Below are 23,335 nucleotides of genomic sequence, written 5' to 3'. Positions count from 1 at the left end.
TGAATCCTACTCTTGCCCGATTGTGAGCTCTTCACATCTCTAATAATTTTGCTTCAAATATTTAGACCATGAAGCACAAATTATTACTTATCGCATTTATTGGGATTTATTCCTTTCGACTAAACGCCAAAGATTTGGCATTCCGTTCCTCAGCGTCTGAAGGACAATTTTTTTTCCAAAATTATTCCTCCAGTTCTTCTACTGATTCAACCCAAAATAAAAAAACGAAGTACTTTATTGCATATGACTTCGGGGAAGCTATGTTCAACCAATTTAAATCCCTAGGTTTCGAGGTTGGTGTTCGATTTAAAAATGACCACCTTTTAAGACTTTCTTACACCAATCTATATTTATCCGAAAAGCATTTGTCAACTGATTTTGCAAAAGCTGTGGATGGTGAAAACGTGACAGGAAAGCAAGTTGGGGTTGAATTGTTTTATGACTTTCCTGTCATTACCAAGGGTCTTTATATAGCCCCTTCTGTAGGGTATTATGATAATGAATATACGCATACAATTCTTAACGAAAAGCTGGAAAAGTCCTCTTTTACAATAGGGACTGCCATCAGCTTTACTGAAACAGAATTTTTTAAGGTAAAAGGTTTGTATTACAGACTTTCTGTTCCACTTAGATTCAATCTTGATCCCATTATAGAAACAAAACTTGGAGATACCACCGTTAACAGCAATCTAATCGATAACAGTATTTGGTTTTTTGTGGGTTTTCAATTTTAGTATGTAGGAATAGTAAAATAGTATTTTATCTCGAAACACTAAAAAAGAGGAAGTAACGTCCATCACCTAAAAAAACCTGAGAAAACATGGGGCGAGACGAACTGAAAGCTAGCTTAGTATTTCATAAGTTAGTTCGCCACGGTTTAGGTAAGAAACGTACTTCGAAATCTCCACGTATCTTAGCTAAAGCGTGTGTCTAAATTAAAAAACCGAATGACAGCAACCTATGACAAATATTATCAGACAGAAAATTTATTCGGAGAACCTTATCCCGAACTAGTCGATTTTTTGGCAGAATACCCTAAAAAAGGAAAGTTACTTGACTTGGGTTGCGGACAAGGTAGAGACGCAATAGTTTCGGCTCGACTTGGATATGAGGTTTTGGGAATTGACAACTCAAAAGTTGGAATTGACCAAATGAACCAAATCGGTCAAACTGAAAACTTAAGTTTAATTGGGCAGGTCGGAGACATTTATGCTTTTGACCAATTTGTCGAATTCGACATTATCCTTCTTGACAGCATGCTTCATTTCACCAAAAAAGACAAGGAAAAGGAAGTGGGATTGATCAAGCGTATTGTTGCAGATTTAAAAAAGGGAAGTCTTCTAATTGTTTGCATCCAAGACATAGGAAATAAGGTCCAAGTTCTCAACCAGTCAATTGACTCTGAAAATACACGAATACGATTAGTCGAAAAGAACTTTAAATACACATTTGAAGACAGTGTAAGCGGACAAAAATCTGAAACAGAATACAGGATGATAGTTGTTGAGAAATAGAAAAACACTATGACAAAAACTAGGTTTTCCTGCGGCCTTCAAAGGTAAACATGAAACCGCAATTCCAACTCTTTCTTGAAATAGAAGATCTATTCAGTTCCTTCTCGGGTTCGGTCGGAACGCAACTGCCTTGCACTTAAGTTTGACTAAATCAACTCTCAATGACCCTCCGGCATCCTCTCTCCCACTTCAATCTCAAAATCCAGGCGGTTTTCTTTCGGAGGAATCGGACAGGTCGCAAACGCGGTGAATGCGCAGGGCGGGTTGTAAGCAAAATTAAAATCGATCGTTGTGTTTCCGCTTTTATCCGGAAAATCCACATAGAGATACCGACCGCTTGGATAGGTTTCCTTTCCGTTGGTCTCATCTGAAAAGATGACAAAAAGCTTTCCTAGGTCCTCCAGGGTAATGAGGGATTGCCTTTTACCATCGATCTCAAAGGTGAGAATTCCCATCACCCGCCATTCAATCACCTGCCCCAGCACATTGGTGATATTGATGAATTCATTGAATCGAGGTTCGAAAAAGGCCTTGAATTTCCAGTTTGAATCGTAGTCATAAGTGGGAATCGGTTCAAAATTCTCCAGAGCAGGATGTTGCAGATCTCTAATCCTGGCCCCATAGCGATCCCCCCGCTTGATCACCGACCATTTCCAGCGGCCTGAGTTGAGGTAGATGTACTGCCCATTTTTCTCCAGCGGATATTGCAGTAGTTCTGCTACTTGCCTCCCCTCGGCGAAGACCTTTTTTCTTTTGGCAGCAATAAACAATACCGTGTCATTGCCAACCTGGAATTTACCGAGTTCCTTTTTTGACGCTTTTTGCGCGAGTGCAAGACTATCCTTCCCTATTGGTATTAAATGCGTGTCTCCCGACTCGAGCCAAAGCAGACCTGCGAGATTCAGCCAACCATCTTCGGCAACTATCTCTGCATTTCGCTCCCGCTTCCATTGCTCAAAATCAGGATTTTGGGCTATTACTGTGGTGCTTTTCACCAGGAGTACCATCAGGGAAATTTGCAATAGGTAGGAAGGCATCGAGCTGGATAACAGGTTGATGAAAAGTTGAAATTCAATTGGAACCTGTGCAAATAACTTGGAAGTGAATTACATTCCAAGTTCCAAAGAGATAAAAATCATATTTTAATGAAGCAAAAAATGGCTATCCGAAATGTCAATTTTCCTATCTTGAAGATATAAAACAACCCCTAAATCATGGATTTATCCTCAGTTTTTTCTTTAGATGGAAAAGTTGCTCTCATCACAGGAGCAAGTAAAGGTATCGGTTTTGGCATTGCGGAGATTTTTGCCGCGGCCGGAGCCAAAGTAGTCATCAGCAGCCGCAGACAGCAAACGCTGGATGAAAGGGCAAATTTTCTTAAATCTCAAGGGTATGAAGCCACCGGTATCGAATGCAACGTCAGCAATATGTCTGAGCTGCCAAGTTTAGTGGAGCAGACCGTGGCAAAATACGGTACCATCGATATTTTGGTTAACAACGCCGCCGTCAATCCGGTTTTCGGCTTAATCCACGAGACGAGTTTGGAGGCATTTGACAAAATCATGGCTGTGAATGTCAAAGCTCCCTATGAATTATGCCGCCTTTGCTACCCGTATTTGAGAAGGTCATCAGGCGCGTCCGTGATCAATATCAGTTCAGTCGGCGGTATCTCACCCGAGGCAAATTTGGGTATTTATTCGGTGTCAAAAGCCGCACTGCTTTCTCTTACAAAGGTTTATGCAAAAGAATGGGGTGATTCAAAAATCCGAGTAAATGCTATTTGCCCGGGCCTGATCGAAACCAAATTTTCAGAAGTTCTCTGGTCCAATGATAAAACCATGACCAAAATTTTGCAACAGCTGGCAATCAAAAGAACGGGGACGACCGCAGAGATCGGCCTGATGGCGCTGTTTCTCGCAGCTTCGGCATCCTCCTACACTACCGGAGGTGTTTTCAGCGCTGATGGAGGATTTACGATCTAGGTTCCAATGCATTCCACCCAAAATTTCCCTCAGGAAAAGTTACCTGTTCTCCTGGATCAATACCGGGATTTCGTCCACGCAAACCTTTTCCCCATAGACCTGGAAATTGTTACCGGGCAATTTCGAACACGCCTTCCTCAACTGGAATCGTTAAGATCCAAGGCCAAAAGCCTTGGACTTTTTGCTCCTCATCTTTCTGAAAAAGACGGCGGTCTCGGTTTGAATCTCGTTCAGTTTGCTCAGGTTTCGGAGATCTTGGGACAAAGCCCCATTGGCCACTACGTGTTCAATTGCCAAGCTCCCGACATCGGAAACATGGAATTGCTTCATCTTTTCGGTTCGGAGCATCAGAAGAAAACTTGGCTCAAACCGCTGCAGGGTGGTAAAATCAGAAGCTGCTTTGCCATGACTGAGCCGGATCATGCAGGAAGCAATCCGGTGAATCTCAGTACTTCTGCTGTCCGAGAGGGCGATTCCTACCGGATCAACGGACACAAATGGTTTACCACCTCTGCCGACGGAGCGGCGTTTGCCGTCGTCATGGCCGTGACCAATCCAGATGCCGGGTCCCCACACCAGCGCGCAAGTATGCTGATCGTACCTTTGGATACTCCGGGTTTCAGGCACATCCGAAACATTCCCATCATGGGAGACGCCGGCGAGGATTACCTTTCCCATGCTGAAATCCGCTTTGAAGATTGCCGCGTGCCCGCCGAAAATCTAATCGGAGTCGAAGGACAAGGATTCTCCTTGGCCCAAGAGCGACTCGGCCCAGGTCGCATCCATCATTGCATGCGCTGGATAGGGATTTGCGAGCGGGTTTTTGAAATGATGTGCGTGCGAGCCGTGAGTCGCCAACTTGACATTGGGAAACCTTTGGCTGAAAAACAGACGATCCAAAACTGGATTGCAGAGAGCCGTGCTGAGATCAAGGCCAGCCGACTGATGGTCATGGATACGGCGGTGAAGATGGAGCAATTCGGCGCCAAAGCCGTTCGGGAAGATATCTCGACGATCAAATTCTTTGTGGCCGATGTCATGATGAAAGTGATCGACCGGGCAGTCCAAGTGCATGGAGCACTGGGAATAACGGACGATACCCTACTCTCCTTTTGGTACCGCCACGAGCGGGGAGCAAGAATCTATGATGGACCGGATGAAGTACACAAATCGGCTTTGGCACGAAGCATACTGAAAAAATATAGGAGCAATGGGTGATGAAGTGGATTTTACGAGACTGAAAGAGCATCTGGAAAAGAGATTCTCCTGGGATCGTAATGCTGTTGAGATCAGTCCGATCTCTGGAGGCTATTCCAACCTGACTTTTTTGCTAAAGACTCCTGAAGGGAAGTTTGCACTTCGGCGGCCGCCTTTTGGTGAGGTCGCCGCCAAAGCCCACGATATGGTCAGGGAAAGCCAGATTTTGGATGGACTCCTGATGGCGGGCTATCGAAAGTCTCCAAAACCCATCCTGCTTTTCGAAGAGGACTATTTAATTGGAGTCCCCTTTTTGATCATGGAGTTTGTGGACGGACTTGTGTTGCGAAACAAGCTACCTCAGGGAATAAAGATCTTGCAGGAAGATTTCGAGACGCTATCCAAAAACACACTCGACAGCTTAATCGAACTCCACTTGCTGGAGCTAAACCGTTCAGGCTTGATTAACTTGGGGAAACCAACGGGCTACGTCAGTCGACAGGTGCATGGCTGGGTGGATCGTTATCAACAAGCGAAAACCGACAAGCTGCCGGAAATGGAAAAAGTTGCCCTTTGGCTGAAAGCAAACCTTCCGCAGAAGGAAAACGTCGGTTTTATCCACAACGATTACAAGTATGACAACCTGGTACTGAACCCGCAGAACCTCTCTGAAATCAGGGCTGTCCTCGATTGGGAAATGGCGACTGTCGGCGATCCGCTGATGGACTTGGGTACTTCCTTGGCATACTGGGCACAGGCCGACGATCCGGAGATTCTCAAGATGTTTAACCTGACGCATCTTCCGGGTAATCTCTCCCGAGCCGAAGTGATCGCCTATTATAATTCTCGTACTCCTTTTGACCTCGGCAACATCTTGTTTTACTACGTTTTCGGCCAATATAAAGTAGCTGTGATTGCGCAGCAGATCTATAAGCGATTTTTGCTCGGCTATACCAATGACCCTCGCTTTGGGGCATTGATTCAGGTCGTGGAAGCTGCTGGGAAAAAAGCCGAAAACGCGATCCTCACCGAAAAAATCTAAGAAATATGGACATTAAAAACATCTGCATCTTAGGAGCCGGCAATTTGGGAACGCGGATAGCCTTACAGGCCGCACTTTCCGGTTTCGACGTGGTGGTGTATGATATTGAGCAAAAGGCGCTGGACTTTTCGCTGACGACAATGCAAAAGATTTTGTCACATCTTCATCGAGCCGGGCAGATTCGGGAAGATATAGATGCTTCATTTCCCGCGAAAATTCGGTTTACACTTGATCCTCAAGAAGCAGTAAGAGACGCCGACGTCATCAGCGAAAGCGTGACGGAGGACTTGGAGGTCAAGAAGAAAGTATGGCGACAGTTTGGAGCGATTGCCCCTGAAAAGACGATTTTCACCACAAACACTTCCTACCTGCTGGCGTCCATGTTTGCAGAGGAAAGTGGCAGACAGGAGAAGTTCTGCGCCTTTCACTTTCATGATGTGTTTTACTCTCGTGTAGTAGATATCATGCCACATTCGGACACTGACCCAGGTATAATTCCGATTTTGGAAGATCTGGGGAGAAAGCTCAATCAGGTGCCCATCATCCTGAAAAAGGAAAATCCCGGCTACTTATTCAATACCCTTCTTTTGGCGCTGCTCGGTGCTGCCGCAAAGCTCTTAAACAGAGAGGTTGCGTCCTTTCAGGATATCGACCGCGCTTGGATGGTCAATTTCCACATGCCCATGGGGCCGTTTGGGATCATGGATTCAGTTGGTCTCGATACCGCCTGGCACATCATCAGCGCCTTGCCTGATCGGCATTCCCAAGCTTTCGCAGCACTTCTGAAGACTTATTTGGACAAGGGTAAATTGGGAGAAAAGGCAGGTGAAGGTTTTTATTCCTACCCCAATCCGGAATTTAAAAAGCCGGAATTCATCATGTAATCTTTCCTCCTCCATTTTTTTGCGGGTGAGTTTTGGGAAAAGTGGATAACGACAATAGACCGCAGTCTGAGGGCAATCACTAAAAAGCCCTTAGGAGTGGCGGCTTAGTAGCCACTCCTCGAACGGGGTTTTAACCTCTGGTCAAAAGATTGGCAACTCAACCAGCGATGGCACAGCAATGTCTTTTGGAAACACAGATTAATTGCCAGCGCAATGAAAATCGTTCTAACCTTATCGAAAAATTGTTTCTAACCCCGTCCCGCTAGGCCGAACGGTCAAACAAACCTGAATTTCAGATATTTGATCTTCTCCCCTTTGTCCGAAAACAACTTTTCGTACTTGGTCTTGATCCCGTGATGATCATCTTTCATCTCGCTCTGATAGAAGTCGTGCGTGAAAGCCAAAACCTCAATATCGGATCTGGATTGAACCAATTCCAGCGAGTAATCGAAAAGCCCAGTATTGTCAGTCTTGAAGTGGACGATGCCTCCTGTCTTGAGCATCGGCTTATACATCTCCAGAAACTTCGGTGAGGTCAAGCGGCGCTTCTCGTCACCATCTCTAGGAAAGGGATCGGGAAACGTAATCCAAAGCTCTGAGATTTCGCCATCGCCAAAAAACTCCGAAAGCTGCTGAATCTGAGTCCTCAAAAAAGCGACATTGGTGATCGCTTCTGCTGTCGCGGTGGAGCTCCCTTTCCAGATGCGGCTTCCTTTGATGTCCACTCCTATGAAGTTCTGTCCGGGATATTCTCTACCCAAACCAACCGTGAATTCCCCCCGTCCACAGGCTAACTCGACTACAATTGGATTCTCGTTTTGGAATTGTGAATCGTTCCAGTGCCCTTTGATGGTTTCAAAAATGGGTTTTCCGGCCTGGATTACATTTGGGTTAACTTCGTTTTCGGCGAAGCGAACCAGCTTTTTTCTGCTCATTTAAAGGTCGTCGATTTCTGCGACCACAAAAGTACTGCCTCCGACAAATATCAGGTCATTCGATCCGGCATTTTTTCGGGCAAAGTTCAGCGCCGCATTGACGTTCGGGATAATTTCACCACTCAGTCCAGAAACGGCGGCTTTTTCAGCCAACAGCGCCGCCGGCAGGGCTCTCGGTAATTCTGCTTGACAAAATACATACCGTGCTTCTTTTGGCAGTAGCCTCAATATCTTAGCGATGTCCTTGTCCTGTACCATGCCCAAAACCATCCAAAGTTGTTTGTAAGAATATTTTTTCAACTGAGCCAGAATCTCCTGGATACCGGGTTCGTTGTGGCCAGTGTCGGCAATGACCAATGGCTTTTTTCCCAAGATTTGCCATCGTCCTTTCAGTCCGGTCAGGGACGTAACCTCTGCAAGCCCGACTTTCAGCGACTCCTCACCAATCTCCCATCCCAAAGCTTTCATTTGGTCAACTGCCTCCAAGATCCCCGGCAGATTAAATCGCTGATAATCCCCCAGTAAACCAAAGTTCAGCTCGGTCTTTTCGTTTTCTTTTTCTACCGAGAAAATGGCTTGGTTATCGGCTGAAGCTATTTTCTCGACGCGGATCTTTTGATCTGCAAATAGAATCGGGGCATTCATCCCTTTTGCCTTCTCAACAAAAACCTCTGTCGTTTCCGCCTGAGTTTGGCTGATCACTACTGGGATTCCGGCTTTGATGATCCCGGCCTTTTCTCCGGCAATTTCTTCTAGCATATTTCCCAAAAACTGAACATGATCCCATCCGATATTGGTGATCACACACAGCTCGGGAAGCAGTACATTGGTGCTGTCGTACTTCCCTCCCATTCCGACTTCCACTATGGCTATGTCTACCTTTTCTCTCACAAAATGCCAAAAGGCCATCCCAACAGTCATTTCGAAGAAACTAGGCTGGAGTTCGTCGAGAATCATTTTGTTTTCAGCTACAAACTGAACGACGGCATCCTCTCCTATTTCCTGACCATCGATGCGGATGCGCTCGGTAAATGACTTGAGATGCGGGGAAGTGTAGAGGCCGGTTTTGTATCCGGCTGCTTGAAAAATAGCGGCCAGAGAATGTGAGGTACTGCCCTTTCCGTTGGTTCCGGCAACGTGGATAGATTTGAATTTTCGCTCAGGATTCCCCAGATGTGCACAAAGCGCGAGGGTATTACCGAGATCCTTTTTGAAAGCTGCTGCCCCGACCCGCTGAAACATCGGCAGGGCATCGAAAAGATAGTCCAGCGTCTCCTGGTAGTTCATTCTTAGTCTACCTTGATCAGAAAGGTAATTTTGCCGGTAGAAAAATCAGCTGCCGCTCCACTCTGCTTTTTGAAATTGATCTGATTGACCACTTGACGGTAATAGGCCAAGACATCATTGGACACATTGTATTCCAGTGGAATGGCCTGTACTACGCGACCGGCATCGTCAATAGTGATTTTGAAAACAATCTTTCCGTTTCGGGTAGAAACTCTGTCATTGATGTTAGGCCTGGCAGCAAAATCCCAGCCGGCCAAATCGAGACTATACCCGGCACCAGAACTGGTTCCTTTACCACTCCCTTCTCCCATTATCGCACGACCGTCGACCGTTCCGGTTGGCTTTCCTTCATCGCCTTTAGCATTGCTGCTTCCCTGCGCACCGCCCGATGCCGGAGTCGTACTTTTTCCCGAAGTTCCGCCTGCACCAAAGATCGCTCTCTGATCTATTTTAGGTTGCTCAGGAGCTTTTTGAGTAGTTTGTTCGGCTTCCGATTTGGCTGGCGTGGTGACAGTTTTGGTAGGTTCAGCCTTTGTCGGCTCGGGCTTTTTATTTTCTACGGCTGCTTTCTCTACTCCTCTAATTGGAGATGGTTGGGTAGTTACAGCTTGATTGGCAGCAGGTTTTGAAGAAGTCTTGGGTTTCGCAGTTTCAGTTTTCGGACTTGGCGCTGGAGTAGCGGGTTGGGTTACCGCTTTGGCCACTTCTCCCGGGGCGGCTTGCTCTACACTTTCCGAAGGGGTTTCAGAAGGTGCATTGGGGCTGTTACGATTACCCGAACCGGTATCCGTAAATCCCAGATTCAACTCCAACCCATAAGTCGGAAGCGGAGGAATCTGCTCCTGCCATACAACGATGAAATAAAACGCCAAAAGCAATAGCGCATTGATCACGACCGTAATTACGGCAGATTTTCGTTTGCTGTCTTTTTCTACTTGTTCGGCGTCCCAGGTCTGCATGGCTTAGTACGGTTGCGTGGCTATGGAAACGTTAGCTTCCAGTCCGGCGGCAATTCCGCCAATCTCCACTAGATATTCAACGGGAACTTCCTTGTCAATGTGCAAAACCACCTGACCTTTTTTTCCCTCCAATAGTGTCGTCAATTCAGATTTGATCTGCTCCCGGCCCACGATCTTGTCATTGACAGAGTAGCGGAGATCTTTGGTCACAGATACCGTCACCTCCTGCATCACGATGTCCGAAGTCTCGCTGGAAGGTAAGTTCACAGGTAGCCCGGATGGGGTGATAAAAGAGGAAGTAAGCATAAAGAAAATCAGCAACAAGAAAATAATGTCCGTCATCGACGACATGCTGAATGCTGATTCTACCTTATTTTTTGCTTGAAGTCCCATACTTATTTATCCTGTAGTAGGTCGATAAATTCCACCGAGGTGTATTCCATGTTGTGCACCAACTTGGAGACCTGGGTTACCAGGTAGTTGTAGCCCAGATATGCGATAATCCCTACCACCAAGCCTGCGGCCGTGGTGATCATGGCTTCGTAGATACCCATCGAGAGCAATTTTGGAGATACCATCCCCTCTTCCTGTGCGATGGAAATAAACGCCTGGATCATCCCTGTCACTGTTCCCAAGAACCCGATCATCGGTGCGGCACCGGACACAGTCGCCAAGAGGCCGAGGTTTTTTTCCAACTTATAGATCTCGATTTTCCCTACGTTTTCAATCGATACTTCGATATTTTTCAAGGGCGAGCCGATTCGATCTACCCCCTTTGCGATCATGTTGGCCACCGGGGTATTTTCTCCGGCGCACATCAACTTGGCCTTTTCGATCTGACCACTTTGTACCAAAACCTTGACCTGATCGAGCAAATGATCCGGTGTTTTTGCAGCTTTGTTGATGGTGATCAGCTTTTGGACAAAGATAAAAATCGCCAAAATAAACAGAAGGTACAGCGGTATCATCATGTATCCGCCTTTGATCAGGAGATCCAGCAGACCGATACTGTCTGGACTGGCCCCTGCTGCGAGGCTGTCCATGGATGCTAGGCTGTCAGTAGTTGAGAGGGTTTGGAGAAGGGTCATATTAATATTTCAAAATCCACAATTCTTCGGTGTACTGGGATTTGATCTCTTCGAGTTTTTGGGCGGCTAAACTAAAACTTCCAAAGCTGTAAAGCGCGAGTCGGTAGTTTCTTCCCCCATCGTATGGCGTAATCAGAAACAGCTCAGCGGATCGTCCAAAATACTGTCCAGCCTCCTCGATTGCCAATCGCTCATTTGGTAAACTCCCCACCACAATAAAGTACTGCGGACGCTCAGCCTTTGACTCCACTCGGATCAAATTCCCAGATGCACTATTGGCAATAGTTGTACCAGTTTCAGTGGGATTGGAAATATTAGGATTTGAATTACTTGGGATCGCTATAGAGTCTTGATTTACAAGGGCTTGATTTTGATCAGTTGCTGTGGTTTGGGCAGAAGAATCAGGAGCCGCTATTGGGGTATTCGGGATAGGCTGTTCGACCACCTCAAAAACAGTTTCTACCTTATCAGTTTTGTTATTTGCAAGGATTTGCCAGACGATTACGGCGACGATTCCCAAACCAATCAGTACGACCACCCAGACCCAAGCATTGGATTTTTTTTTCTCGGCAGGTTTGTCAAACACAACAGTCGCCGGCGCTTTTGTTGGAAGGGGTTGTTCTACTTCCTCTGGCACCGATATCACGTCGATTGGCTTTGGAGCAAGCGGAATTTCGGAATCAATTGCCTCTTCGACTATTTCTGCCAAAGATGGGATCTTACCTTCCTCAATCGCTTCGTCTGGCTCCGTGTGGGACTTAAGCGGTATAATCTCTACAAAAGGCAACCCATAGTCCTTAGGGTCTGACCACTGTTTTTTGTCTGAATCGTTTTCCGGCATGTCTGGATTGGGAAAGCTACGAAACTAACCGAAATGAAGGGAAAGGCCAACCTGAGCACCAAACATTATCAGAATTTAAAGCTAGCGCCACCTATCAGCTGGATTCCTCTGACCGGATAATTCATCCATCTGGTGTTTTGACCGTTTAGGATATTGTTGCCTTCGGCAAAAACCGCGATGCGGTCCGTGATCTTATAATCTGCTTTGAGTTGGAGATCAGCGATGGTTTTGAGCGGAACGTCCAGTCGATTCGGCAATTCAAGAGGATCAAAAATACCGTAGGCTTTGATGCCCCCCATAAAATTCAGGTTTGCCTGAACTAGCAATTTTTCGAAAGGAGTAAACTGGTTATTGATCCTCATTTCCCAAACCGGTCTATGCCAAGCCTCGGCCTGCGTACTCAAATCATATTGGTAGAGATCCAAGCGGCTTCCCAGCGAATACATCTCACTGATCCTGAAACCCAGTTCGGCATTGATGTTGGCCACGGTGGTTTTTTCGTCATAGACTATCGCAAATCGCGAAGTGTCCGCCATCGAATTGACGAAGAAATGCATCTGATTGAAGCGACTGACATTAACTCCAGCGCGGTAGTGAAAAGCCTCTTGAAACTGACCTTCGATCCCCGCCTCGATTTTATAGTTGTTCACCCTGTTCAGCAATTGCTGGCTTGGCCCTAGGAACGGGTTTTCATTCACAAAACTAAAATAGGTGTTTCGCTGAACATCACCGGAGAATTCTGCAAAGAATCCAAATGCATCGGCAAACTGATAGCTGGCTTGGATGACTGGAAAAATGTGGAAGTCACTGGATTTGTCGGCAATGGAGTCGTCTTCGGACACCAGATTCAATCCGGCGGTAAACCGGAACGCTTCGTAAGTATAGGATACCCTCGGACGAACAGAGAAATAATTCCTCTTTGCCTGATAGTTAGAATCTACGGGATTGGTGTGAAAATAGGCCACATCCACTCGTCCTGACCAATCTGATTTTGTGCGAAACTTCCCTCCTGCTTCTACTCCAATCTCGTTCTCAGTAGCGAAATAGCTGTCTTTAAAGTTTCGGAAACTAAGCTGTCCCTCGTAGGAAAAAGGTCCTGTCTTCTCAATATCCCGAATCCCCGCCTTCACCTGCACGTTGTTCAGCACATTATTGGCAGTTTCATAGGGAACATCAGCATTTTCAAAGAGCCGTGGATCTACTCCGTAAAAGGAATACTTGTCCTGACCCCAGTTCAATCCTCCATATACTTCAAACAACTCCGTGAAATAGCTTCCATCGGCGCCAAAGACCGTATGAGACTCCGCACTTTGCTCGTCAGCTACCGGCCCCTTGCGATAACCCTGATGTTTGAATTTCAGCGCATAGTTGAATGGATCCGCTTGGATCGACATATACCTGCCTTCCAAAAGCGGAGAGTCAAAATTGCCATATCCTGCCCGAACATAACCAGGATACAAATCAACCTTAGGCTGTCTGTAGTCCTTCTGCAAAGCGGTCGGTTGGAGATTCAGCGCTGGGAGATTCAAAAAGAACGGCGTTACCGCATAGTTGAAATCACCCAAGCCGCTCGGTTGAGGCAAGATGGGCATCCGCTCAAACGACCGAGGCTGGGTGGGCACGGTAAGGACACGGTCTTTTCTGATCACAAACTCCTGATCCTGCACTTCACCCCTTTTTTGCTGATCCTGTGCGGAAGCAGTGACAAAACCACCGATCAAGGCTCCTGCAAACAATGCAATGTGAGTTAATTTCTTCATGGTCTAGTTCAAAGTTTTGAGTTTGGCCTCGGCCTCTGCTTTGATGTCAGGATTGGTGGAGCGCTCCACGATGGATTCCAGCGTAGCCTTAGCCTGGAAAGCCTCTCCAGACTTTTGGTAGTTATCAGCAAGAAGCAGGAACATCTTTCCGTACCAATAGCCATAGTCGGCGAAGGGACCGGAAAAATCAAAGATGACATCGTTGGATTTGAGGACATCCCCTTTTTCCTGAAGGGTAAATGCCAATAAGTACAGGCCTTCTGCGCCTTGAATGGTCTTATGCGCTTCGACTAGGGATTGAAGCGTAGTTTCTGCCTGTTCCTTTTGATTGATTTCAAGTTGTGCTTTTGCCTTGGTGAGCATCGCGGTCGGAGTCGACTCGGGAAGGATACCATCCAAAGTCATGAGCCTGTCCGCATAGGTGATCGCGGGGCCGAATTTCTTTGTCGCAAAGTTTGCAACCATCAGCCCTTGTACCGCTTCGGCTTCTTCTACCTTACTTCTCGCGGTTTGGGACGCTGTTTCCAAGTAAGGAATGGCTGCAGCAAAATTGCCTCGCTCGAGCTCGATGACACCGATTTTCTGCATTGCACGCACGCGCTGTGGAGAAGAGGGCTCTTTTTCCAATTGCTTGAAATAGCCCAATCCCCGCTCCTGATCCCCTGCTTGAAGGAAGGCGTCGCCGACAAAGTACAGCGCCTCACTTCGTTGGGCGGATTGTGGATAGCTTCGCAAATAGCTTTCCAAGGCCCTGGCTGCCTGCTCATAATTTTTGTTGAAATAGAGGCTTTTTGCAGCTTCGTATTCCAGAGACTGGACATTGCCCGAGCCGGGATTAGAGGTTTTGTATTTGCCCAAATAGTCTCCAAACTCACCGGATCTGCCCTGAATCGCCAGCGTCTCTTGCAAGCCTTTCAGCGCGGTCTCTGCATTGTCTGAGTTTGGATGCTTGTCAAGGATCGCTTTATAGTCTGCGATAGTTTGCTCGTAATTCTGCGTTGAGAAGTTGGAGACTGCTCGCCCCTCCAAGGCATAGGGAACAAAGGGTGAGCTAGGTCGATTGGAGATTAGATCCGAAAAAGCCCCGGCAGCTTCTCTGTATCTGGTTTCTTCCAAAAAGATCTGCCCCTTTTGAAACATGGCGTCCTCGATGTAGAGACTTCCGGGAAAGCCGGTGATGATGCGGTCCAGATTGCCCAAGGCCTCGTTGTTGCGCGATTGGAAGTTTTGTACGACCGCCAGACGGTAATACGCATAATCTACCTGTGAATTGGACTCGGAGATGGCCCGCTGGAAGGTCGCCGCCGCGTCGCTAAACTTCTTCTGCACATAGTAGCTATCGCCTAATCTCAGGAGCGCGTCGTCGTAATTTTGTTTATCCTCTCTCCCTCTAAGCTTCTCAGTATAGAGTCTAAACTGCTCTTCGGCTTTAGGATAGTTTTGCGAATTGAAGTACGAATAGCCCAACCCGTAATGGGTTTTGATCACATAGGGATTGTTAGTCGCAGGATTCATAGTTCGAATCGCCTCATACGTTCGAATGGCCTGTGGTAGGTTGCCATCTGCAGCAAGGATCTCCCCTTTCCATAAATGAGTTTCTATAAGCAAATTCCTGTCAGCCGGAAAGGCCTGGGATTTGTCCAAGAGAGTCAAGGCTTGCTTGTACTTTTGATCCCGGTAATAGACCATCGCCTGATAGTAGGCGACCTTCTGATAAGCCGCCTGAATTCGCGGAGACTTGTTTTTGATTTTATCCATCTGCTCAATTGCCCGGAGGTAATCGTTGGAGTTGATCAGGGCTTCGGAAAGTAGCGTCTCCGCCTCAGCCTTGTTCTTACCCGAAGGGTAGGTTTCCAGATAGTCATCCAAAGCTGTAATTGCTGTAGAAAAGGATCCCTTCTGGAGACTTGTTTTAGCAAAATTGAAATGCGACTCCTCTTGAATCTGCTTGTTGAATGAGGATTTGGAAGCCGCTTGGAAGCTGGTCGTGGCAAACTGGTAGTTGTCAACCTTCAGGTAAGCATGTCCCAAATAATAGCTCGACGACTGACCGATTTCGTCCGTAGCAGAAGCGGAGACTTTCAGGTAATCCGTTGCCCGCTGGTAGTTTCCGATTTCGAAAAAAGATATCCCCGCCTTGTACACTTCTTCTCTGGAGAGGACACCTTTCTTTGCGTTGATAAAAGCGTCGTAATTTTTAGCAGCGTTGGCAAAGTCCTTCTTCGCATAATAAGCCTCAGCGAGATACAGATGAATGGTTTCCTTTCGATCCAGATTTTGACCCGAAGCCAAAAGCGGTTCTGCATAGCTGATTACCTGATCGTATTTCCCGTCCTGATAGTAGAGCGCCGTGAGTAAATATGGAACCTTGGTTGCATAAAAGTTCGTTTTGCCAGCGGCTTGTAGATCTGCGATTGCTTTGGCATTATTGCCAGCTTCCATGGCAATGAAGCCACTGTAATAATATGCGTCCGCGCTAATCGGTTGGTTAAGTGCTTTTGCCTGGTCAAAAAACGGTGCAGCAGCGGGGTTGTTTTTTAATTGAAAATACGAATAACCCTGTTTAAAAAGTACGTCAGCTTTGGTCGCCGCACCGAGGCTATTGGTCTTCACCAGCGAGTAACCGTCAATTGCCTCTTTGTAATTCTTTTTGTAAAAAAAATGATCTCCCATGTACAGCCCCGCGGTTGCGACTGAGGGATGATTTCCGTGATCGTAGATGTAAGTCTTCATTAGACCGGGGCCATCGGGACTCTCGATATTCAGCGCTGCCATGGCGCGGTGAAGCTCGGCTGATTTTTGCTGCTCGCCGTTCAGCTCCTGGCTGATTAGTCGACTGTTGTCGTAGAGCGAGGCCGAAAAGAGCTGTTTGTCAAAAAGCTCCAAATTATAATCCAACGTTTGCTGGGGGCTGGTTTGATAAAGTGTGGATTGAGAAAAAGCATCCCCACCTATCCCAAGGCCTGCGAGCAGCACCAGGTAGTATTTCATGTGATCATTATTGAATTTTGTTGGTCACATGGAATCTCGCAGGGATGACATTCTTCCAAATCGTTGAAGTGTTCGTCATGCTCGATCTCATATGATTATAGTTGGTTTTCAAAGGCCATTCCGATGGTTATCGGGAGAAATCGCGCAGGATTGACGATCTTCCTAAACGTTGAAGTGTTTGTCATGCTTGATTTCATAGTTGGTTTTCGGGTAATCAGTGTAAAATCTTGTACACCAGCTCGCGGAGGATTTCACCATGTTCCATGCTTCCGGAGTCAACTCCTTTGTAACGAAGATCCGCCTCTTTGATGTATCCGAACACCTCAATTACCTTGCCCAATTTAAAGTTGCGAGTGGCGATGGAATATTCTTTCAGTGCGTAAGGATGGACTCCTATTGCCCCTGCCAGCTGGTTTTCGGGCATGGCTCCGGCGCGGTGGATCAGGGCGATTTTGCTGAAGTAGTTGTACAGCAAGGTAAAAATCGGGATAACCGGATGAGCCTTTGGATTTTGGATAAAGTAGTGGATGATCTGGTTGGCCTTTTTGACATCGCGAAACCCAATGGCTTTGCTCAGCTCAAAGTTGTTGTACTCCTTATTGATGCCAATGAATTTGGAGATGTGTTCGGCCGTGAACTTGGTCGGTTCAGAAAAATTGATCAGCATCTTCCCTACTTCATTGGAAATTACCTCCAGATTGTTGCCGATCGAGTCTGCTAAAAGCTGTGCAGCCTTGGGCTCGATCTGATGCCCGAGATCCTTAAAGTAGCCCTCTACCCAATCGTTTAGCTTCCAGTCTTTTACCTTCTCGGAGTTGACATAGACCGTCTTTTTGTCCAACTCCTTTTTTAGTGCACTCCTCCCATCCAGCTTCTTGTGTTTGTGGGAAAACACCAAGATTGTGCTTGGCAAAGGATTGTTGACGTAGCTGATGAGGAGTTTCTGGGCTTCTTCTTTTCCCAGATCGGGAATCGTCTGCGCCTCCTTCACGATCACCACTTGACGCTCTGCCATCATGGGAAACTTGCGGGCATTGCTGAGAATCACATTTACCGGCGATTCCTTGCCGTACATCACCAGCTGATTGAATCCCTTCTCATGTTCGGCGATCGCATTCTTCTCGATAAAGTCTGTGATCAAGTCTATGAAATAGGGTTCGTCCCCGTCCAAAAAATAAATCGGAGCAAACTTTTTCGCTTTCAGGTCTTTAAGAACAGCTTCGGGTGAATGGGCCATGGAGTGGAAAACTAGTGGCTTTAAAGATAACAGGCGGAAGTAAAAGGGAGTAAAATCCAGGAAAATAATCTTCGGCAAAACTATTCTGGGCTTAACTTTGTATCTCTTGTTAAAAAAACGGAATATGAGTTTCGAAAAAGGAATGACGCTGTATAAGGAAGGAAAATTTGAGGAGGCCTTGGAGATTTTCGACCAATTGATTTCCGATGATTCCAGTCAGGCAGCGCTCCATCTACACAGAGGCCGTATCCTGACCCGGATGGGAAAAGGCGAGGCGGCACTCAAAGATTTTGATTTTCTCCTCCAACAAGAGCCCTATAATACCGACTATATCAGTGACCGCGGAGTGGTGTTGCATCTGATGGGAAAGAATGAGGAGGCCCTCAGCGAGCTGGATCGGGCGACAAACTTAGATCCTAAAAACCCCTACCGATACAGTAGCCGGGCATTTTTCAAGGATCGAATCGGGGATTTGGAAGGTGCCATCGCTGACTACGAAAAGGCTATCGAGCTCGATCCGGAGGATGCTGTCTCCTACAACAACAAAGGACTCGTCGAGGAAAAGCTTGGTTATAGCGAGCGGTCTAAAAAGAGCTTCGAAAAATCTGATGGGTTGGTCGGGTATGATCCAAAAAAGTCTTCACAAAATTTGCCGCCAATCGGCGAAAAGAAAAGCCCTGAAAACCCACAAATCGACCCGAGCCCCACGGCTGCCGAAAAACTCAACTCCGGCTACTTCTGGAAAACGCTTAAATCGCTGATCGGTGACCCCAATACCCGAAGGGAATTCGGTAAATTTTTGAAGCATTTGTTCTCAGGAAAAAAGCCTAAAAACCCTTGATCACCCAGAGTGGTTTATTGAGGAAATAGGACATTTTCTTGGATAGGTTTTTGGAAAATATCTGCTCAAAAAACGACTTCTTTTTGCTCAGCGTCACCAGGATATCGCCCTTCGCTACGAGCAGGTAATTTTCCAAGCCCAAAGCCAAATCGTCGCGGTAAGACTTCAGCACAAAGTTGATTTTTTCATAGCGGATAAACGGCTGAATCTCCTCTACCATTGCATGGTGCAGAGACTTATCGATCGCTTTTTGACTGGAGGAGACATGGACGATATCGATCTCTGAGTCGAACAAACTGGCCATTTCCACGACTTTTTGAACTGCGAGCTTGTCCTCCTCGATGTAATCTGAGGCATACACAAACTTGCGGGGAGGCTTGAAAAAGACCTTCCTTGGCACAATCAGGATATCTCGATCGCTTTGTTCCACCATCCTACTCGCCCGGCTGCCGAGGATCTGCGACCGCAGTTCGTTGACCCCCTCGGTGCCGCAGACGATCATGTCGGCTTTGAATTCCTTAGCATATTCTAAAGTTGTTGCTACGATTTTACCTTCGCGAAAGACCACTTCACAGCCACCCAGTCCATTAGGGATTCCTTCGTAGGTTACGGCTTTTTGAAGATTTGTGAGCTTTTCCCTGACAAAATCAACCTGATTTGCCCCGTCTTGATCCATGGGCGAGAGCTTCAGATAGTCTTCGCGGTTGAGCACATGGAAAAGGACCAGTTGCGCATTGAGCTTTTCTCCCAGTCGGGTGGCAAACTCGATGGCATTCAGGGAACATTCAGAAAAATCTGTGGGACAAAGTATCTTAAAAGTGTTTTCCATCAGTAAAAATCAATAGCCTCTTTGGCGGTTAACGAGATTAAAAAGCGGCTGGTTGGCCTTCAGTCTTTTATAATTTTCTATGATTTGGGGAGCAGCGGCTTGCGGATTGGTCACGCTGGCGATATGCGGGGTGAGCTGAATCCGTCTTTCTTCCCAAAACGGATGGCTCTCTGGCAGCGGCTCTGTCCGATACACATCGAGAAGCGCCCCCGACAGATAACCTGCATCCAGGGCTGGGATCAAATCTGCTTCGACCAAATGTTTGCCTCTGGCTACATTGACCAAAAATGTGCCCGGCTTGCATTTTTGAAAAAGCTCCAGGCTTAGGATATTTTCAGTGTCAGGCGTCAGCGGCAGCAGGCAAACCAATACGTTGATCTCATCGAGAAATTCCTGGAGTTTGTTTTTTGAAAAATAAGGAAAGCGAAAGTCCTCCTTGTCTGAAAATCCATATCCAAAAACCCGGAATCCCATGAAGTCCAGCTTGTCCATCACATCTCCACCAAGCGCCCCCACTCCCATCACACCGACTTTTACTGGGATTTCCGGCATGCTCATGTCCCAGACTTTTCGCTGCTGGTCAGCTTGGTACCGGGTGATCTGTCGATGAAAGTTCAACACCCCCATCACCACATAATTGGTCATGGACCAGGTCAGTTTTTCATCGACGATTCGGACGATAGGCAATGACTCCGGTACGGCTGGATCACTCAGAATATGATCCACGCCTGCTCCCAGGGAGCTGATCAGTTTCAAGTTGGGCAATTCTCTCAAGTAGCCGGGAGGATGCTGCCATACCATGGCCATCTCTACCTCGTCAGGTCGGTCAATTGCCGGATAAACTTGGATATCGATCTCAGGATAGTAAAAAGTCAGGGCATCAATCCACACTTTCGGATTTCGCCCGGGGCTGATAATAGCTAAGCTCATTTTCAGTACTATTGGGTTTGGTGTAAAAATAACATGTTCGGAGGCCCGACAAAGCCCATTGGTCAAAAAAAGGCTGGTAAATCACAGAAGCCAGAAAAGAAAAACCTCAAATTGACGTTAAATTCTGAACCATCTTTTGGGGTTTCAGATTGTTATCAAAACTCAATTTAATAAAACATGACTAGAAAATTCTATTTCTCTCTCATGACAATGCTCTTGGCAAGTTTTGTCAGTTTTTCGCAGCAACTTCAAATGCCTCAGGCAAGCCCAAGTTCAAAAATCTCCCAGCAGTTTGGACTTTCGGTGGTGACGGTAGACTACAGTAGGCCGAGCACCAAGGGCCGGAAGATCTTTGGTGAGCTCGTTCCCTACGGCCAAATCTGGCGCACCGGAGCTAACTCAGCAACCCAGATTAATTTCTCCACAGAGGTGTCCATCTCGGGACAAACTGTACCTGCAGGTAACTACGCCCTGTATGCGATCCCGGAAAAAAGCCACTGGACACTCATCCTTAGCAAAAACACCAAACTCTGGGGAGCCATAGGATACGATCAATCCGAGGATCAGTTGAGATTCCAAGTCCCTGTCACCAAGACCAAAAATAAAAGCGAATCCTTTGAGATCGGTTTTAACAACATCACCGACAACAGCGCGGTAGCGTCGGTGGCATGGGAGAATAGCCAAGTGGAGTTCAAGATCGAAACCAAGGTCGATCCCATCGTCATGGCGGAGATTCAGAAGCTGGTCATCGACGCAAAATCTACCGACCCGACATTGCTATTCCAAGCTGCTAACTACTATTTCACGACATCCAAAGACCTGAATCAAGCCTATGCTTGGGTGAAAGAATCCACAGACAAAGACCCGAAATATTGGACGATGTATCTGAGAGCCAAGATCGAAATGGCGTTGGGGATGAAAACCGAAGCACACGATTCCGCTACCAAATCAAAATCCATGGCAGCCGCGGAAGAAAATCCCGACTATGTCTCGCTCAATGAACGGCTGATTAATTCAATAAAATAAGATGTTGGACGCTGGATTTTAGACAGAGCGTAGTACATTCTAGATTCTATGCAAAAACCTCCGGAGCGCAATCCGGAGGTTTTTTTTATCGTAGTCTATTGCTTTAGACCGCTGGGTTTTCAAAACCTGGATGGCCTTTGGAACCTTATTCTCAATCATTGACATCAAAGTCGAAGCATCCGTTTCCTAGCTAACCAACTGAGTGACTGAATACACTTTCTTTAACTCTCCCGTACTTTTCCACCAAGAATCGGCTGCAAAATCAGCGCGAAAAGCATTAACGATAGGCAACCAATCGCATTGTACCAGAGAAAGCCTATATCCCAAGAGAAACCAAATACTCCTGCTCCATTTCTAAAATGAACCAAAAGAATTAAGGCCTGGGAAAGCAGGGCTGAGATGAACGCCGCCCGACCTCCAACCCATTTCATAAAAAATCCTACCAAAAACACACCCAGTATCGTCCCATAAAAAAGGGAGCCAAGTAGATTGATCGCCTGGACGAGATTTTCAAATAGCGACGCATAGGTTGCAAAGAGAATCGCACCCAAGCCCCAAAATGCTGTAAACATCTTCGATGACACGACATAGTGTCGATCGCTAGCGTCCTTTTTGATCGAGCGCTTGTATAGATCGATTGTGCTGGTAGATCCCAGCGCATTCAACTCGGAAGCTGAAGATGACATAGCCCCGCTAAAGATCACTGCAAACAACAATCCTACAATGCCTTTGGGTAGGTAGTCCATCACAAACCGCATGAATACATAGTCGGTGTCTCGCGTCTCGGCTGCAGGATCGTTTTTCAGAATCATTGCTTTTGCCTCGTCACGCAGCGCTCCCTGTTCGACTTTCAGATCCTGAATCCTCTCTTTAATTGATTCCGTTTTCCCCTCCTGTTCTGCTTCAATTGCGACGAGCATTTCCTCGTAAGCCAGTTTGCCCGATTCGAAGTTAGATTGGTAGCGTTGCTCCAGTTCGGTGAATTGAGGGGCGTACTCACTTTCGCGTAGCTTCTCAGTTTGCACCTGATTGAAGATCACCGGTGGCTGGATGAACTGGTAAAACACAAACACCATCACACCGATAAACAGAATGACAAACTGCATAGGGACTTTCAAAAAGCCGTTCATGATCAAGCCCATCCGGCTTTGAGTCAAGGTCTGGCCGGAAAGGTACCGGCCAACCTGACTTTGATCCGTACCGAAATAACTTAAAAAAAGAAACACAGCCGCAGTCATCCCAGACCAAACGTTGTATCTGTCCGCGAGGTTAAACTCAAGGCTCACCACATTGAGTTTGTCCATCTTGCCCGCCACATGAAGCGCTTCCTGAAACGAAATCGGAAGCATCTGAATCACGATAATTCCGGCCAGCAACATCCCCCCCATCATCACGGCCATTTGCTGCTTCTGGGTGATGGAGACTGCTTCAGTACCACCGGAGACGGTATAAACGATGACCAAAGTCCCGATGAAAATATTAGTCCAGGTCAGGTTCCATCCGAGCAAAGTCGATAAAATAATCGCCGGCGCATAGATTGTGATTCCTGCCGCCAATCCGCGCTGAATAATAAACAAAAGAGCAGTCAAGGTTCTGGTTTTGAGATCAAAACGCTGCTCCAGATACTCATAGGCGGTGTAGACTTTGAGCTTGTAGTAAATCGGGACAAAAACCACCGATATGATAATCATGGCCAAGGGAAGCCCAAAATAAAATTGAACGAAGCCCATGCCATCCTCGTAGGCTTGCCCTGGCGTGCTCAAAAAGGTGATCGCTGATGCTTGGGTAGCCATGATCGAGAGCCCGATCGTCCACCAATTCATCGAGTTTCGCCCTCGGATGTAGGAGTCAAGGCTACGCTTTCCTCTGGTTTTGTAAATCCCGTAAATGACAATAGAAAACAAGGTACAAAACAGGACTATCCAATCGAGTATACTCATGCGTAAGCTACCGTTAACCAATAAAACAAGCCAATCATCGCAAATAGATTAG

The 23,335-nt window shown here is 46.7% G+C and carries 21 protein-coding genes; 8 read left to right on the top strand and 13 right to left on the bottom strand.

All coding sequences use genetic code 11. The annotated features are described in order from the left end of the window. Positions 1 to 68 precede the first annotated feature (68 nt). Together ABD031_RS00675 and ABD031_RS00670 are read left to right on the top strand one after the other, a co-directional pair. Positions 69 to 734 carry a hypothetical protein gene (locus ABD031_RS00675; RefSeq protein ID WP_343847858.1) on the top strand — a complete coding sequence of 222 codons (666 nt, stop codon included), beginning with the start codon at positions 69 to 71 and terminating at the stop codon, positions 732 to 734. Positions 735 to 947: 213 nt separating this feature from the next. Beyond that, positions 948 to 1,514 carry a class I SAM-dependent methyltransferase gene (locus tag ABD031_RS00670; RefSeq protein WP_343847857.1) on the top strand — a complete coding sequence of 189 codons (567 nt, stop codon included), beginning with the start codon at positions 948 to 950 and terminating at the stop codon, positions 1,512 to 1,514. A 158-nt stretch (positions 1,515 to 1,672) separates the two neighbouring features. Here ABD031_RS00670 and ABD031_RS00665 read toward each other — a convergent pair whose 3' ends face one another. Continuing rightward, the gene (locus ABD031_RS00665; protein WP_343847856.1) at positions 1,673 to 2,551 is read right to left on the bottom strand and encodes a DUF1684 domain-containing protein; all 879 of its coding nucleotides are present in this window, start codon (positions 2,549 to 2,551) and stop codon (positions 1,673 to 1,675) included. A gap of 177 nt (positions 2,552 to 2,728) precedes the next feature. Between ABD031_RS00665 and ABD031_RS00660 the strand changes: the two genes are divergently transcribed. From ABD031_RS00660 to ABD031_RS00645, 4 genes are read left to right on the top strand one after another with little or no spacing between them, the layout of a single operon-like run. Next, complete coding sequence (locus ABD031_RS00660) at positions 2,729 to 3,496, top strand: SDR family NAD(P)-dependent oxidoreductase (RefSeq protein ID WP_343847855.1); 768 nt, start codon at positions 2,729 to 2,731, stop codon at positions 3,494 to 3,496. 6 nt (positions 3,497 to 3,502) lie between these two features. Next, positions 3,503 to 4,714: an acyl-CoA dehydrogenase family protein gene (locus ABD031_RS00655; RefSeq protein ID WP_343847854.1), complete on the top strand. Its 1,212-nt coding sequence runs from the start codon at positions 3,503 to 3,505 to the stop codon at positions 4,712 to 4,714. Beyond that, positions 4,707 to 5,735 (top strand): phosphotransferase family protein, encoded by a 1,029-nt coding sequence (locus tag ABD031_RS00650; RefSeq protein WP_343847853.1) that lies wholly within the window; start codon positions 4,707 to 4,709, stop codon positions 5,733 to 5,735. The genes ABD031_RS00655 and ABD031_RS00650 overlap by 8 nt, the downstream gene beginning before the upstream one ends. A 5-nt stretch (positions 5,736 to 5,740) precedes the next feature. Beyond that, entirely contained in the window at positions 5,741 to 6,619 is an 879-nt protein-coding gene (locus tag ABD031_RS00645; protein ID WP_343847852.1) for a 3-hydroxyacyl-CoA dehydrogenase, read from the top strand. A 275-nt stretch (positions 6,620 to 6,894) separates the two neighbouring features. On the opposite strand, the gene trmB is transcribed toward ABD031_RS00645, so the two are convergent. The 9 genes from trmB to holA all read right to left on the bottom strand — a co-directional run bounded on the left by trmB (position 6,895) and on the right by holA (position 17,717). Beyond that, entirely contained in the window at positions 6,895 to 7,554 is a 660-nt protein-coding gene (trmB, locus tag ABD031_RS00640; RefSeq protein WP_343847851.1) for a tRNA (guanosine(46)-N7)-methyltransferase TrmB, read from the bottom strand. Further along, positions 7,555 to 8,841: a bifunctional folylpolyglutamate synthase/dihydrofolate synthase gene (locus ABD031_RS00635; protein ID WP_343847850.1), complete on the bottom strand. Its 1,287-nt coding sequence runs from the start codon at positions 8,839 to 8,841 to the stop codon at positions 7,555 to 7,557. Between the two features lie 2 nt (positions 8,842 to 8,843). Beyond that, positions 8,844 to 9,800 carry an energy transducer TonB gene (locus ABD031_RS00630; protein WP_343847849.1) on the bottom strand — a complete coding sequence of 319 codons (957 nt, stop codon included), beginning with the start codon at positions 9,798 to 9,800 and terminating at the stop codon, positions 8,844 to 8,846. A 3-nt stretch (positions 9,801 to 9,803) separates the two neighbouring features. Then, the gene (locus ABD031_RS00625) at positions 9,804 to 10,193 is read right to left on the bottom strand and encodes an ExbD/TolR family protein (protein ID WP_343847848.1); all 390 of its coding nucleotides are present in this window, start codon (positions 10,191 to 10,193) and stop codon (positions 9,804 to 9,806) included. 2 nt (positions 10,194 to 10,195) lie between these two features. Beyond that, positions 10,196 to 10,888 (bottom strand): MotA/TolQ/ExbB proton channel family protein, encoded by a 693-nt coding sequence (locus ABD031_RS00620; protein WP_425542696.1) that lies wholly within the window; start codon positions 10,886 to 10,888, stop codon positions 10,196 to 10,198. 1 nt (position 10,889) lies between these two features. Beyond that, positions 10,890 to 11,729, bottom strand: a complete 840-nt coding sequence (locus ABD031_RS00615) for a hypothetical protein (protein ID WP_343847846.1) — start codon at positions 11,727 to 11,729, stop codon at positions 10,890 to 10,892. A 68-nt stretch (positions 11,730 to 11,797) separates the two neighbouring features. After that, positions 11,798 to 13,489 (bottom strand): TonB-dependent receptor, encoded by a 1,692-nt coding sequence (locus ABD031_RS00610; RefSeq protein WP_343847845.1) that lies wholly within the window; start codon positions 13,487 to 13,489, stop codon positions 11,798 to 11,800. A gap of 3 nt (positions 13,490 to 13,492) precedes the next feature. Further along, positions 13,493 to 16,480, bottom strand: a complete 2,988-nt coding sequence (locus ABD031_RS00605; RefSeq protein WP_343847844.1) for a tetratricopeptide repeat protein — start codon at positions 16,478 to 16,480, stop codon at positions 13,493 to 13,495. A 214-nt stretch (positions 16,481 to 16,694) separates the two neighbouring features. Beyond that, a complete protein-coding gene (holA, locus tag ABD031_RS00600; protein WP_343847843.1) occupies positions 16,695 to 17,717 on the bottom strand; it encodes a DNA polymerase III subunit delta in 1,023 nt (340 codons plus the stop codon). Positions 17,718 to 17,841: 124 nt separating this feature from the next. Between holA and ABD031_RS00595 the strand changes: the two genes are divergently transcribed. Further along, positions 17,842 to 18,558 (top strand): tetratricopeptide repeat protein, encoded by a 717-nt coding sequence (locus ABD031_RS00595; protein WP_343847842.1) that lies wholly within the window; start codon positions 17,842 to 17,844, stop codon positions 18,556 to 18,558. On the opposite strand, the gene ABD031_RS00590 is transcribed toward ABD031_RS00595, so the two are convergent. Beyond that, positions 18,545 to 19,387 carry a universal stress protein gene (locus tag ABD031_RS00590; protein WP_343847841.1) on the bottom strand — a complete coding sequence of 281 codons (843 nt, stop codon included), beginning with the start codon at positions 19,385 to 19,387 and terminating at the stop codon, positions 18,545 to 18,547. The two genes, ABD031_RS00595 and ABD031_RS00590, sit on opposite strands and share 14 nt — an antisense overlap. Before the next feature lie 9 nt (positions 19,388 to 19,396). Further along, the gene (locus ABD031_RS00585; RefSeq protein WP_343847840.1) at positions 19,397 to 20,317 is read right to left on the bottom strand and encodes a 2-hydroxyacid dehydrogenase; all 921 of its coding nucleotides are present in this window, start codon (positions 20,315 to 20,317) and stop codon (positions 19,397 to 19,399) included. 177 nt (positions 20,318 to 20,494) lie between these two features. Here ABD031_RS00585 and ABD031_RS00580 point away from each other — a divergent pair, with 177 nt between their 5' ends. Beyond that, a complete protein-coding gene (locus tag ABD031_RS00580; protein ID WP_343847839.1) occupies positions 20,495 to 21,343 on the top strand; it encodes a DUF2911 domain-containing protein in 849 nt (282 codons plus the stop codon). A 221-nt stretch (positions 21,344 to 21,564) separates the two neighbouring features. Here ABD031_RS00580 and ABD031_RS00575 read toward each other — a convergent pair whose 3' ends face one another. After that, on the bottom strand, positions 21,565 to 23,283 hold the full coding sequence (locus ABD031_RS00575) for a sodium:solute symporter family protein (RefSeq protein ID WP_343847838.1): 1,719 nt from the start codon (positions 23,281 to 23,283) through the stop codon (positions 21,565 to 21,567). Between the last annotated feature and the right edge of the window lie 52 nt (positions 23,284 to 23,335).

It is taken from the genome of Algoriphagus jejuensis (assembly GCF_039523455.1).
GTDB lineage: Bacteria > Bacteroidota > Bacteroidia > Cytophagales > Cyclobacteriaceae > Algoriphagus > Algoriphagus jejuensis.
The sequence above is the reverse complement of the archived record's forward strand: the minus strand, read 5'-3'. Positions and strand labels throughout refer to the sequence as shown.